The following is a 12,409-nucleotide window of genomic DNA, read 5'->3' on the forward strand; positions in this document are numbered from 1 at the left end:
ATTAGGAAAAAATCCTAAGGAGATTATGTGAGAACTATTATTAATATAGCTGATTCGCAAATTAAAATTCTAGATAAACTATCCAAGAAAAAATATCAAGAGATAAAACTATTGGGCAAGCTTTAACTAGTTACATTGCTAGTAATGATCACAATAATAAGGCATTTGAAAACGCTTTTGGACTCTGGAAAGATAAAAATCTAGATAGTTTAGAATATCAGGCTAAATTACGTAATGAGTGGAACGAATGAAAGCTATCTTTGATACTAATATATTAATAGATTATCTACAATAATGTTATTCCGTTGATCGCACATGGGTGACAACTTAAGGATCGATGTCATTCACGCGAAGGCAGGAATCCAGGGTAAAGCGAGATAAATCGAGCTTTCCAAAAAAATCTTTTAGACCAAGATTTTTTTATAAATTTTACTTTTCAAATAAAGCTTTAAGGTACTGGATTCCCCCTTTTGCGGGAATGACATAAGAGTCATGCAACAAGGGCACGCAGGTATGATATGAAACGGGCCATGTAATAAGGCCGCTTTTATCTAAGAATTATATTTTTCAACTTATGAAAATCAAAACTTATCCTGTTTCTTTTTTATGGTCTGTTATAAAGCCGTATAAATATTGGTATTTTGTTATGATGCTTGGGCCTATTGCAAGCGGCTTTCATCCTATTATATATAATTATGCCGTAAAGCTTTTGCTTGATTTATTTGCCCAAAATGAAAAGATTATATTTGCTCAAAGTTATAAACCGATAATATGGTTTCAGCACAAGCTATACTTGATGGTGCTTGGCGTGCTCATAGCTTTGCACAACTTAAAGCAATGCCTCATATCTTTCAAGGTATGATGAATAAAATATGTAATCACTGTTTTACCGTATACTTATTTTCAAAATAACCTTTCCGGTTCTATCGTTGGAAGAGTACGGGGCATAGGTGATAATTATTATAAAATGCACCAAGTAATCGAGTATCAATTAAGCAAACCGTTATTAATTACCTTGCTTTCCAGTATTGCACTGGGTCTTACTAATATTAAAGTATTTGTTGTCATTAGTACCTTTATGGCTATTGACTTATCGCTTGCTTTACAGTGTTTTACTAAACTTGCTAAAATGGAGCAAGATAAGCAAGATTCTTGGTAGCTGATTGTATTATAAACATCTTTACTATTTTTTCGTTTGCAGCAAAGCAGCGAGAATTAAATAAAGTAAATGATTATTACCATAATGTACATATTGCTTTTATTATGTCCCTTACTTTTTTAGTTACTGAAAATTCGTGGCATGCCACTATGGAACTTAAAGATTTTTTAGAAGATATAGCAGCATTTCGCTCCGCCTTTACAATAATGCAAATCCCACAAGATACTATAGAATGCTGCTGAATTAAAAATCTTCAAAAGGGAGATTATATTTAAGGATATATCGTTTGCTTATAAAGAGGGGAGTAGTGTATTCCAGTCTCTTAATTTGTATATTAAAGCCGGTGAGAAAGTGGGTATTGTCGGGCATGCAGGTAGCGGTAAATCCACTTTAATTGTATTATTATTGAAAAATTTTAAGCCGGAATTGGCTATATTATAATCGATAACCAAAATTTTTACGATATTTCCTCTGACAGCCTGTGGGAGCAGATATTATTAATTCCTCATAATTCCTCAAGATATTATGCTTTTTCATCGCTCAGTAGGTAAGAATATCGGATATGCAAAAGAGAATGCTTTGCCTTGGGAAATAGAAAATGCCGCCAAAGTTGCAAATATCTATGAATTTATTGAAAGTTTACCGGAAAAATATAACACCATTGTCAGTGAGAGAGGAGTAAAGCTAAGTGGCGGACAGAGGCAACGTATAGCAATTGTCCGTGCTATTCTTAAAAACGCTCCGATTTTGGTTTTAGATGAAGCAACTTCAAGCCTTGATAGCCATACAGAGCAAGAAGTACAAAAATCTATTAATACCATGCTTGATATTGAGAATGTAACAATAATTGCTATAGCCTACAGATTATCTACTATCAAGCATATGGATAGAATTATTGTTATGGATAAAGGCAAGATCGTAGAAGACGGCACTTTTAAGGAACTCTGGGAGCATCAAGTTAACGGATTTGTTTAAATCGGCGTTATTAAGAATATTTAAGGTGTCTCTAGGCAACAAAAAGCTAACTATGAAGTTCATAACCTAATAAAAGGCATTTATTACATTTATAATCAAATATTTCATGAAATGTTGTTTTGAATTGCCAATCTTTTTTACAAGATGGACAATTTGAATAATTAGAACGTGCATAGGAGTTTCCTGATACCGGTGCTGCTATAGGATAAAAAACTTTCTTTTTTAAACATTTTTGTATTCGCTTACTCATTTTTCTTCCTTTTATAGAAATATCACTATCTAATTCTGCTAATTGTTTTTCCATTAAAGGTTCTAATGTTTATAGCTTGAAAGCCATAAGCTGTAAGCTGCCGCATAATCATTTTGCCAAGAAGTAATTGTTCCTCTGAGATATCGGTCTTCATTTATTATATATAAAGGTAGATATTTCCCCTCATCTGTATGTAATACAAGCTGCTCTTCATGACCATGAAATAGGATATAAATAGAGAAATTTTGCATTTTCAATATCAATAGGTGTTTCACTAACATAGTCTGCTGTTATTTTATAACTAATTATTACGCCAATTGCTCTAATTCAATCTTTATCTTTCAATGCATTATAGCTTAAATTTGAAGCATGCAAAGCATCTTTATTAGGAATTACTGCATAAAAAACCAATTTATTTTTTGTAGGACTAAAAATTTTCCATTATTTAATATATTACCGTTTTGGTATAAAGAACCGATAAAACTACAAAGTAAATGCCAAGCTTTTCCGTAATCATTTAATAAGAATTGCTTACTTTTATTAAACGATATAGTAACAAGATATATATTAGACATAGTTTAAATAAAATTTGTCTATTTAGCTAAGAATGCTGCCTTTTATAATCTAACTTACTTGGAGTTTATTCCTAAAAAAGCTTACTATTGAGGAATAAACTCTTAAATAGTTATATTAGTATATAAGTAAAGGATAAAAAACATAATTGATTTTAAACATGCTTTAAAGAAAAGTATAAAATACTACTTTTCAAAGAAAAGAGTTATAACCCTAAGGCTTTTTTTCCTTTAGATTGTTCTTGTTCAACTGTTTGAGTATGAGACTTAACTTGAGGAATTGCAAGATCGACTACATGTTCATATCTAACGCCATTTTCAAATAAAACTTGACCGCATTTATTCACTTGAATAACATCTTCTTTAGAGAATTTATTTAAAATAACTTCCGTGATATTATAAAGGAATTTCCAAGATAGTTCTATTCTTTCTTGTAATGTCAGCGTTTTATTTTCTGGTTTTTGACTATTAAGGGCCACATTTGGCGAATCATCAATATTACCTCCTTCAGCAGGTAATATATTTTTTTTACGTGCTGCTATTTTCTTATACATTAAAAATATTAATAATAATGCTAAGCAACTTATGGCAATTAAAATATGAGTATTAGAATTAGACATTATTTTGCTCTTCCTTGTTGTTGAGTTAAGTTGTGTGTTTTAGAAAGTATAGTAACCACTGCTTGACCTATATTAACTAAGTTAGCTATATCAGGAGTTAGCTTTGCAATTGCTAAGACCGGAGGCGGTAATAAGTTAGTTTTTATTGTTAGACTTATAACATTTCCGAGTTCTTGACTTCCTGGTATTACTCTTACTATTTTTTTATGTCGCTTGCAATTTTCGTAGCTTTTTCTGCGGCTTTACATAAGGATTCTATCTTTTCGCTACAAGAAGCTTCTGGATTTAATACTTTTAATAATTCTGTTTTAGCTTCATTTAGATTACCAGAAATAGTATTCTTTACAGAGTTTAATTTGTCAATATTTATATCTTGTGGAATTGCACTTTCAATATTACTTTTTAGTTCTGTTATGTTTTCTTCTACTTCATCTTTGCTTTTTGGTATAGCTTTAGCAGCTTTTACAACATTCTCTAGTGAAGCTTGGTATTAGGGTTTTTATTTGCTATTTCAATAATTTGTCGAGTCGGTTCTTTTGATATTTCTGAAATTGTGGCAACTTTTTTGGCTTTTTCATAGATGTTTTCAAGCTTCTCATGAGATTTAGCTTCTTCCCTTATTTCTTTTATATCATTATGCAATTTTGTTATTTTTGGCAATAATTTTTTCAGAGTCAATAAGATTATTTGCTTTTTCAAGTATTCCGCTTGTTTGTATAAATATTCCAAGCATCGGTATTTGAGTCGTATAACCCCGACTAATATATTGTCTAATGATTCTATAATTTTTTTAGAAGCTCCAGGATAGAGTTTATCTAATTCTTGCTGAAATTTTAAAATGTGTTCTAAAACATTTAAACATTTTTCTACAATAATCCTGTCAAATAAAAAGATATCTTTTGTTTTTAACTGTTCTTGATATGCTTTCTCAAGCGCTTCAGATAAAGTAGTTATATTCTTGGATTGTCCTATTAAAAAGTTTTTCTATTTTCGCTACATCGATATTTTCAGTGTGAGATAATTTATTTAAAGAATTTTGTAAAATATAAAATAAATGATCTTCTAAATCTTTTACATTCATTTTCAAAGATTTGGTAAAACCTTTTAATGTTATTAAAAGTCTTTATTGTTCTTTAGTTAATCCGCTGAAACTAGAAAAATCAATTATAGACATAAAATTTTATTTTGTTATCAAATATTAATTAATCTTAAGCTTTATAACCGTAAAATAAAATGTAAAATAGTTATCATTGCCCTTGAGATTAATGTTTGTTATATTACGTGCTAACATTGCTACAATAGATTTATATTGTTTTATTAGGATATAGATATATTCTTGAAAGATTAAACTAATCTAACTAACATATTATCAATTATTCAAGAAATTTATGCGTAAATTAACTACATTTATTGTTACATTATTACTAACTAGTTCGGTTGCAGCAGTTGATTTGCAGGGAGCTTTAACTGAAGGGTATAAGAATAATGAGGAGCTGAAAGCTGCTAGAATTAAGTTTTTAGACTCGATTGAGCAGTTTCCGCGAGCTTTTTCAGGGTTTATGCCTAGTGCCGGATTACAGATTAATAGACAACATAATAAGACTAAATATAATAAAAAATATGCTGATAGGCTTGGTTTTACTCCAAGGGAAACAGATAGTGATCAAGGTGCATTAACAATTCAACAGTCTATATTTAATGGTGGTTCTAGCGTTGCGGCTCTTAAAGCTGCTCAAGCAGGATTTAGAGCTGCACGGGGTGCATATTATGCCGGTGAACAAAAAATATTATTAAATTTAATAACTGCGTATCTTGATTGTTTTGAGAGCAAAGCGAAATATGATATTTCTGAAAGTAGAGTTCGCACTAACATACAACAAGTTAACACCGTTGAGGAAAAATTAAGACTTGGAGAAGCAACGGAAGTAGATATAGCAACCGCAAGAGCGGGGCTTGCAGCAGCAGAAACGAATAAACTAGCTGCTTATGCCGATTTTCAAGGAAAAAAAGCAAATTTTATTAGAGTATTTGGAATAGAGCCGACTAATATAACTATGCCTGAGTTACCTAAAATGTTACCTGCTTCATTAGATGAGTTAACTGGAAGAGCTGCTAAGCTCAATCCTGATATTGATTCGGCAAGGCATAATGTAACTGCTGCTAAAGCTTTAGAAATGGCAGAAAAAGGGAAATTATTACCGCAAGTAAGTGTGCAACTGCAATCCGGTAGAACATACTACAATCCACAAGATGATATAAATGCTAGAAATGTAAATGCTATAAATAATAGAAGCTATACTACTACTCTTTCGGTAAATATCCCTATTTATCCTGAGGGAGGAGCTCAATATTCAAGAATCAGATCGGCTAAAAATCAAACAAGAAATAGTGCAGTTCAGCTTGATAGTGTGATAAAGCAGACCCAAGCAGGGGTTGTAAGCGTGTGGGAGGGATTTGAAGCAGCAAAATCTCGTATTGTTGCCGCTAATCAAGGAGTGGATGCTGCTCAAATATCATATGACGGTACTGTGCAAGAGGAAATAGTCGGATCTAAAACAATATTAGATGTTTTAACTGCCGAAGAAAAATTATACGAAGCAAAAATAACTCGTCTGGATGCGTATAAATCTTCAGTACTTGCGGCATATCAAATGAAATTGTTAACCGGCGAGCTAACGGCTCAAAGTTTAAAACTTAAAGTAAAATATTTTAGTCCTGAAGAAGAGTTTAAGACTATTAAAAAGAAAATGTTTATAGGTTTCTAACGTGAGTAAGGAAAATAAAAAGAACCAAGATATGTCGATAGAAGACATATTAAAATCGATTAAAGGAGTAATAAACGAGCGTAAAAATCCTATTCATGAAAATGATAGCGAAGATGAAGATGTATTAGAGCTAACGGAAATAGTAAATCAAGATGAAGAAGAAAAGTTAATATCAACTAAATCTGCTGAAGAGGTAGGTGATATTTTTAAAAATTTTACCGATACTATTAAAGATAAAAAGCTGGATAATAATATCTCATCTAAAAATGCACTTGAAGAATTAGTCATTGAGATGTTAAAACCAGAACTTAAAGCTTGGCTTGATAAAAATCTATCTGTACTTGTTAAAGAGTTAGTAGAGATTGAGATAAAGAAATTGGTGCAGAATAGTAAGAGGTAGGGGAGTGAATGTCATTGCTAGCTAAAAGCGGGGGAGGTGTATTGCTTGTTTATGTCATTCCCGCGAAAGCGGGAATCCAGCAATTAAAAGGTATATATACAGTAAGTTTTAATATTAAAAGCTCGATTTATCTCGCTTTACCCTGGATTCCTGCTTCGGCAGGAATGACATCGAACAACCTCCTGCTATCAAATAAATTATTTAATAAGGAATTATATGTTAAATAAATTATGTAAGATATTATTTTTTATAAATCTATTGTTAGTGATAGTTCAAAGTTATGCTTCACCTCCGCCCTTACCGCCATCATTACCGGCTGCTGAAGTAGATACTAAAGATAAGGATGTTCGCTCTAGTGCCGATGTTTCTTTTTTTGATAAATTTAAGCAATTTTTTAGTAAACCAAAAAAGAAAGATATACCCCCTAAACAAGCAAATGAACAAACTAAAGCAGTCCATCAAGAAGAACCAAAGCTAGCTTCCCAAGAGCCTAATGACAATGAACAAGCTGAGCAGTTTATAGATGTCGGTAATACAGCATTGCCTAGTGCTACAAGTGATAACGTTCATGCAAATTCCAGTCATGAAAGTAGTGTAAATTTAGCTTATCATGCCATTCAGGAATCTAATGAAGCCGAGGCATCTGAACCTTTTATAGATATTGGTAGTGCGACGTTACCTAGTGTTACAAGTAATGAAATGCATGAAGCACAAGTTGCTTCTAATGAGCATAATGATACAAATTTAGCTTCTAATATTATAACTCCTAACGTATCGAGACCGATAGTATCTATGCCTCCGGCTCAAGCAGGAAGTTATGTAGTGCCTCCGCAGCGACCGGTGCAAATATATAAACCAACCAATTTGCCGCCTGTGCATAAGCCTATTCCGCTTAATCCCCCTCCTGATGCTAATAAAGAGGAAGAAAGCGTAGCACCGATAGCACCGCCCTCTATACCTAATATGCCTGCTGTTTCTCCGCCTGTGGTTAACCCGCCGGTAACCCAAGATACTACATCAAGCACTATGCCGACAACAGTACCTCCTGCAGGAACTCCGGCAGTACCTAGTAATGTACCTGCACCTTCGGTAATGCCTACAAATCAACCTTCTACACAGCCTATAACACCGACTAGCCCAAATACACCCGTTACTACTCCGTCTAAAGTAATTCCTACAACCGATTCTTCGGCGGAACTCAATAACTCGCAAGAGACATTTGTAGCTGTTTCAGATGTCCCCAAAAAACAAGATTGGAATACGCCGCTTATACCCGTTGTTGTAGTGAAGCTGAAGAAATTTCAGCCTTTAGAGAAGCAAATTAATAATAATCAAACTACAAATAATCAAGAGAAATCACCTCCGGTAAGCTCTCCAAATGTCACGATTCAAAAACAAGATAATAACGTAAATAATGAAACATCGGAGTTGGTAACAAAATTTGTTAAAGATGAAACACAAATGTTACTTTTACCTGATGATGATATAGTTCTTGGTAAACTAACAGAGCAGGCAACTTTAGAGCAGATGGATATGTATGCATATATAGAGCTGTTTCAAAAGAAAGAAGAATGGATAGCAAGTGCCGAAAGAAGAAAAGTTGTAGAGAGTTTTATTAAATATGATAATGATATAAATAAAAAGAAAGATATTTATGCCAATCTATCTTATTGTAGTGCAGTAGAGAATGCTTTTAGAGCAGTGGATAGAAACAATCTTTTTGGGTTGCGTGCGTTACTTGACGTTTATCCTATATTGCAAGAAAAAGGTAGAAGCGGTGAGACATTACTAACTGCTGCTATTTATAACGATAATTACTATTTAGCAAAATTTTTGGTCATACGAGGTATTAAAATTTCTACTCTAAATGATGAGTGCCAATATCCATTAGATATTGCATTAGCTCAAGGAAACGCTAACATAGCTTGTATGTTAATCAAAGCTAAGGGATATTGATAAGATTATTTTTATCGTCATTGCAAGCGACTGTAAGGAGCGTGGCAATTTCATGAAATAGTATAAAAAATCCTGCGATTGCTTCGTCAAAACTTACAGTTTTGCCTCGCAATGACGTAGAATTTTCAAACAATTTCTTTAAAGCTTAATTGCTTTTCTATGTTAAATAGTTTAATTTAGGAGAGAAAATAATTCATTAAATCTCTAATATATGAGCGATTTATTCAGCTTTAACAAAGAAAAGAAAAATAAGCTAGTCGATAATAACTATAGTGCAAAAGATATTGAAGTATTAGAGGGGCTTGAGCCTGTTCGTAAAAGACCGGGGATGTATATCGGGGGTACCGATTCAAATGCTATGCATCATTTAGTATCTGAGGTGCTGGATAATGCTATGGATGAAGCAGTCGCCGGCTTTGCAAGTATCATCACGATAAAAATGCATCATGATCATAGTATTACTATATTTGATAACGGTCGCGGTATCCCTATTGATAATCATCCTAAATTTCCTGACAAATCAGCTTTAGAAGTAATTTTAACTACTCTTCATTCAGGAGGTAAATTCTCAAATAATGTTTATCATACTGCAGGTGGATTGCATGGTGTTGGAATATCGGTAGTAAATGCTTTATCTAAACATTTAGAAATAAAGGTTTATAAACAAGGTAAATTATATAGCCAAAGTTATTCTAAAGGAGAAAAATTAACTGATTTAATATGTAAAGAAGCATCTAAAAGGCTAAGAGGTACATCAATAAATTTCACTCCCGATCCGGAAATTTTTAGTGAAAAATTACATTTTAATCCTAAAAAGATTTATGAGCTTGCAAGGTCAAAAGCTTATTTATATCGCGGTGTTACTATAGAATGGGCATGCGAAGTAGAAGTACCGTCAGATATACCTAAAAAGGCATTAATAAGTTTCCCGAACGGTTTAAAAGATTATTTAAGTTCAAAAATAACTTTAGATAATTTAGTTATTCCGGGAATTTTTGCAGGTAATATAGAGTCTACGCCAGACAGGATAAAACTTGAATGGGCGATTTGTTGGCAAAATAACGATAGCTCGGCATTTATTCAATCATATTGTAATACTGTTCCGACTCCTCAAGGAGGAACACATGAGCAAGGACTTAAGTCGGCTATTTTACGTGGGCTTAAAGCATATGGTGCAATGATAGGGAATAAAAAAGCTGCTAATCTAACTATTGAGGATATTTTAGAAACCGCAAGTGTCGTACTTTCTATTTTTATAGCTGAGCCGTCTTTTCAAGGACAAACTAAGGAAAAATTAGTATCAAACGGTGTAAGTAAACCGGTCGAGAATATAATAAAAGATCATTTTGACCATTTTCTTAGTAGCGATAAAGCTTTAGCTACTAATTTACTTGAGCATGTAATTAGCATTGCTGAGTTTAGAATCAGTAAGAAAAACGAAAAAAATATTTCCCGTAAAAATGCCACTCAAAAATTACGTTTACCCGGTAAACTTGCCGATTGCACACGCACTTCACCTGAAGGGACGGAATTATTTATTGTAGAAGGTGATTCGGCAGGAGGCTCTGCAAAACAAGCACGTAATAGAGAAACGCAAGCAGTATTACCGCTATGGGGTAAAGTTCTAAATGTTGCAAGTTCTACGCTTGAGAAAATCGTTAATAATCAAGCAATACAAGATTTAGAAATAGCGCTTGCCTGCGGTAGTTTAAAGAATTATAAAAAAGAAAATCTGCGTTACGAAAAAATAATTATTATGACTGATGCAGATGTTGACGGTGCTCATATAGCTTCGCTATTAATGACTTTCTTTTTTTTACGAATGCCGAAATTGGTAGAAGAGGGGCATTTATATCTAGCTAAGCCTCCGCTTTATCGTTTAACGCAGTCTAATAAAACTTATTATGCAGGCGATGAAGAGGAAAAAGCTAAGTTAACGGATAAATTATTAAAAGCTAGTAAAGCTAAAATTGAAGTAGGTAGGTTTAAAGGTCTCGGTGAAATGATGCCTGCACAATTAAAGGAAACTACTATGCATCCGGAAAAAAGATCGCTTTTAAAGGTAACTTTAGAAGATTTTCAAAATGTTGATAAAATAGTAGATGATTTAATGGGTAAAAAGCCGGAAAAAAGATTTCAATTTATTTATGAACAGGCTTTAGTTAAAATGGATAAAATTATTAGTGATCTGGATATTTAATCGTTATTGCGAGGAGCCGTAGGCGACGCGGTAATCTAGTCAAATATCCTGAGATTACTTCGTCAAATTACTTCGTAATTTCCCTCGCAATGACGCTTTGCTTAAAAAAACACACATATTTGGAGTATTATGTTATTACGTTTAATTATAACGCTATTTTTTATTATAAATTCTATTTGTGCATTTGCAGAAGGAGAAAAAGAAACTGAAAATAAAATATCAAATCAGGAAGCTTATAAGCAATTTCAAGACGTATTTGAACGTATCGAAAAGGCTTATGTACAGGTACCCGATAGGCAAAAAATGATAGATGAAGCAATTAACGGTATGTTAAACTCACTTGATCCTCATTCAAGCTATTATACCGATGAAGATTTAGAAGATATTTTTACTTTTACAAAAGGTGAATTTGGCGGAATCGGTGTTGAAATAATGTATGATAGTGGAGTAATTAAGATAATATCGCCTATTGACGATTTGCCGGCTTTCAAAGCAGGGCTTAAAGGTGGGGATTATATAGTAGGCGTGAATGACGAGTTAGTCTCTACGCTTGGTCCTAATAAAGCTATAAAAGAGATGCGAGGTACGCCTGGTACTAAGGTTAAATTGTTGATAATTAAGGAAGAAGAGGCAAAACCGCAAGAGCTAGAGCTTACTCGCGAAATAGTAAAAATCAAGCCGATAAAAGCACATTTAGAAAAAAATAATATTGCATATATACGTATAACTACTTTTAATGAGTCAACAATTTCTGAGCTGAAGGCAGCAGTAAAGAAGTTAAAAACTGAGAGTAAAGATGACCTTAAAGGTATAATTCTAGATTTACGTAATAATGCCGGAGGTATACTCGATCAAGCTATTGCTGTTAGTGATTATTTTATTGATTCTGGTGTAATTGTAACAACAAAAGGTAGAACTACATCAAGTAATAGCGAAACTAAAGCAAATGAGTTTTCGTTAAAAGCTCCCAAAGTACCTATGATAGTTTTAATAAACGGTAATTCTGCATCTGCCTCGGAAATAGTTGCCGGAGCTTTGCAAGATCATAAAAGAGCAATAATACTTGGCACTAAATCTTTCGGTAAAGGATCAGTTCAGGCTTTAACGCAAATCAATTCTAGGGCTGCCGTAAAACTGACTATATCTAAATATTACACCCCAAGCGGTCGTTCTATTCAAGCAGAAGGAATAGAGCCTGATATTTTAATTGAGCCGGCGAAAGTTGAGTATCCAGAAGTGAAAAAAATAGATAAGCGTTTTTCTGAGAGTTCTTTAAAAAATTATTTGAAGAATGATAATGAAAAAAACAAAGATAATTCATCTAAAAACAAAGATAGCAAAAAAGAAACAAAAGCCAAAAATAATAAACAAGAAGAGAATGAATTATCGGAATTATACAAAAAAGATTATCAATTTGCTCGTGCTTATGATGTAATTACAGGGTTGATTATTAATAAGAAGCTGGAAACAAAAGAGAGAGTTAAACAAGAAGATAAGTAGAGAGGATAATAT

At 33.0% G+C, this 12,409-nt stretch carries 12 protein-coding genes and 3 pseudogenes; 10 read left to right on the forward strand and 5 right to left on the reverse strand.

Annotated elements, in window-relative coordinates; all coding sequences use genetic code 11:
* Nucleotides 1-27 precede the first annotated feature (27 nt).
* The 4 genes and pseudogenes from RAT170B_RS10965 (at nucleotide 28) to RAT170B_RS00965 (ending at nucleotide 2,134) form a co-directional block, all read left to right on the forward strand.
* A pseudogene (locus RAT170B_RS10965) lies at nucleotides 28-251 on the forward strand (hypothetical protein).
* A 716-nt stretch (nucleotides 252-967) separates the two neighbouring features.
* Nucleotides 968-1,159 (forward strand): hypothetical protein, encoded by a 192-nt coding sequence (locus RAT170B_RS10970; protein WP_045805508.1) that lies wholly within the window; start codon nucleotides 968-970, stop codon nucleotides 1,157-1,159.
* A complete protein-coding gene (locus RAT170B_RS09500; protein ID WP_045805354.1) occupies nucleotides 1,153-1,401 on the forward strand; it encodes a hypothetical protein in 249 nt (82 codons plus the stop codon). Before RAT170B_RS10970 ends, RAT170B_RS09500 begins: the two co-directional genes overlap by 7 nt.
* Before the next feature lie 85 nt (nucleotides 1,402-1,486).
* Nucleotides 1,487-2,134: pseudogene (locus tag RAT170B_RS00965) on the forward strand (ATP-binding cassette domain-containing protein).
* A gap of 46 nt (nucleotides 2,135-2,180) precedes the next feature.
* Here RAT170B_RS00965 and RAT170B_RS10975 read toward each other — a convergent pair.
* From RAT170B_RS10975 to RAT170B_RS11980, 5 genes and pseudogenes are all read right to left on the reverse strand, one after another.
* Nucleotides 2,181-2,438: a DUF2310 family Zn-ribbon-containing protein gene (locus tag RAT170B_RS10975; RefSeq protein WP_045805356.1), complete on the reverse strand. Its 258-nt coding sequence runs from the start codon at nucleotides 2,436-2,438 to the stop codon at nucleotides 2,181-2,183.
* 8 nt (nucleotides 2,439-2,446) lie between these two features.
* Nucleotides 2,447-2,635, reverse strand: a complete 189-nt coding sequence (locus tag RAT170B_RS10980) for a hypothetical protein (RefSeq protein WP_261368620.1) — start codon at nucleotides 2,633-2,635, stop codon at nucleotides 2,447-2,449.
* Nucleotides 2,636-2,776: 141 nt separating this feature from the next.
* Nucleotides 2,777-2,959: a hypothetical protein gene (locus RAT170B_RS10985; protein WP_014014003.1), complete on the reverse strand. Its 183-nt coding sequence runs from the start codon at nucleotides 2,957-2,959 to the stop codon at nucleotides 2,777-2,779.
* Nucleotides 2,960-3,162: 203 nt separating this feature from the next.
* On the reverse strand, nucleotides 3,163-3,576 hold the full coding sequence (locus RAT170B_RS00980; protein ID WP_045805357.1) for a DUF2660 domain-containing protein: 414 nt from the start codon (nucleotides 3,574-3,576) through the stop codon (nucleotides 3,163-3,165).
* Nucleotides 3,576-4,690: pseudogene (locus RAT170B_RS11980) on the reverse strand (hypothetical protein). Before RAT170B_RS11980 ends, RAT170B_RS00980 begins: the two are co-directional and overlap by 1 nt.
* A gap of 274 nt (nucleotides 4,691-4,964) precedes the next feature.
* Between RAT170B_RS11980 and RAT170B_RS00990 the strand changes: the two are divergent.
* The 6 genes from RAT170B_RS00990 (at nucleotide 4,965) to RAT170B_RS01015 (ending at nucleotide 12,397) form a co-directional block, all read left to right on the forward strand.
* On the forward strand, nucleotides 4,965-6,341 hold the full coding sequence (locus RAT170B_RS00990) for a TolC family protein (protein ID WP_045805358.1): 1,377 nt from the start codon (nucleotides 4,965-4,967) through the stop codon (nucleotides 6,339-6,341).
* Nucleotide 6,342: 1 nt separating this feature from the next.
* Nucleotides 6,343-6,741 carry a DUF2497 domain-containing protein gene (locus RAT170B_RS00995; RefSeq protein WP_014014008.1) on the forward strand — a complete coding sequence of 133 codons (399 nt, stop codon included), beginning with the start codon at nucleotides 6,343-6,345 and terminating at the stop codon, nucleotides 6,739-6,741.
* An 8-nt stretch (nucleotides 6,742-6,749) separates the two neighbouring features.
* A complete protein-coding gene (locus RAT170B_RS11000; RefSeq protein ID WP_041404305.1) occupies nucleotides 6,750-6,968 on the forward strand; it encodes a hypothetical protein in 219 nt (72 codons plus the stop codon).
* Nucleotides 6,958-8,697, forward strand: a complete 1,740-nt coding sequence (locus RAT170B_RS01005; protein ID WP_045805359.1) for an ankyrin repeat domain-containing protein — start codon at nucleotides 6,958-6,960, stop codon at nucleotides 8,695-8,697. The genes RAT170B_RS11000 and RAT170B_RS01005 overlap by 11 nt, the downstream gene beginning before the upstream one ends.
* Before the next feature lie 211 nt (nucleotides 8,698-8,908).
* Nucleotides 8,909-10,897, forward strand: a complete 1,989-nt coding sequence (gene parE, locus RAT170B_RS01010; protein ID WP_045805360.1) for a DNA topoisomerase IV subunit B — start codon at nucleotides 8,909-8,911, stop codon at nucleotides 10,895-10,897.
* Between the two features lie 129 nt (nucleotides 10,898-11,026).
* A complete protein-coding gene (locus RAT170B_RS01015) occupies nucleotides 11,027-12,397 on the forward strand; it encodes a S41 family peptidase (RefSeq protein WP_045805361.1) in 1,371 nt (456 codons plus the stop codon).
* The last annotated feature ends 12 nt before the right edge of the window (nucleotides 12,398-12,409 follow it).

Source organism: Rickettsia argasii T170-B (assembly GCF_000965185.1).
Lineage (GTDB): Bacteria > Pseudomonadota > Alphaproteobacteria > Rickettsiales > Rickettsiaceae > Rickettsia > Rickettsia rickettsii.

Coding starts and splice junctions, on each gene's coding strand:
- RAT170B_RS00990 (WP_045805358.1), top strand. CDS start 4,965: ATGCGTAAATTAACTACATTTATTGTTACATTATTACTAACTAGTTCG.
- RAT170B_RS10975 (WP_045805356.1), bottom strand. CDS start 2,438: ATGGAAAAACAATTAGCAGAATTAGATAGTGATATTTCTATAAAAGGA.
- RAT170B_RS10980 (WP_261368620.1), bottom strand. CDS start 2,635: ATGCAAAATTTCTCTATTTATATCCTATTTCATGGTCATGAAGAGCAG.
- RAT170B_RS10970 (WP_045805508.1), top strand. CDS start 968: ATGCACCAAGTAATCGAGTATCAATTAAGCAAACCGTTATTAATTACC.
- RAT170B_RS00980 (WP_045805357.1), bottom strand. CDS start 3,576: ATGTCTAATTCTAATACTCATATTTTAATTGCCATAAGTTGCTTAGCA.
- RAT170B_RS11000 (WP_041404305.1), top strand. CDS start 6,750: ATGTCATTGCTAGCTAAAAGCGGGGGAGGTGTATTGCTTGTTTATGTC.
- RAT170B_RS10985 (WP_014014003.1), bottom strand. CDS start 2,959: ATGTCTAATATATATCTTGTTACTATATCGTTTAATAAAAGTAAGCAA.
- parE (WP_045805360.1), top strand. CDS start 8,909: ATGAGCGATTTATTCAGCTTTAACAAAGAAAAGAAAAATAAGCTAGTC.
- RAT170B_RS01015 (WP_045805361.1), top strand. CDS start 11,027: ATGTTATTACGTTTAATTATAACGCTATTTTTTATTATAAATTCTATT.
- RAT170B_RS01005 (WP_045805359.1), top strand. CDS start 6,958: ATGTTAAATAAATTATGTAAGATATTATTTTTTATAAATCTATTGTTA.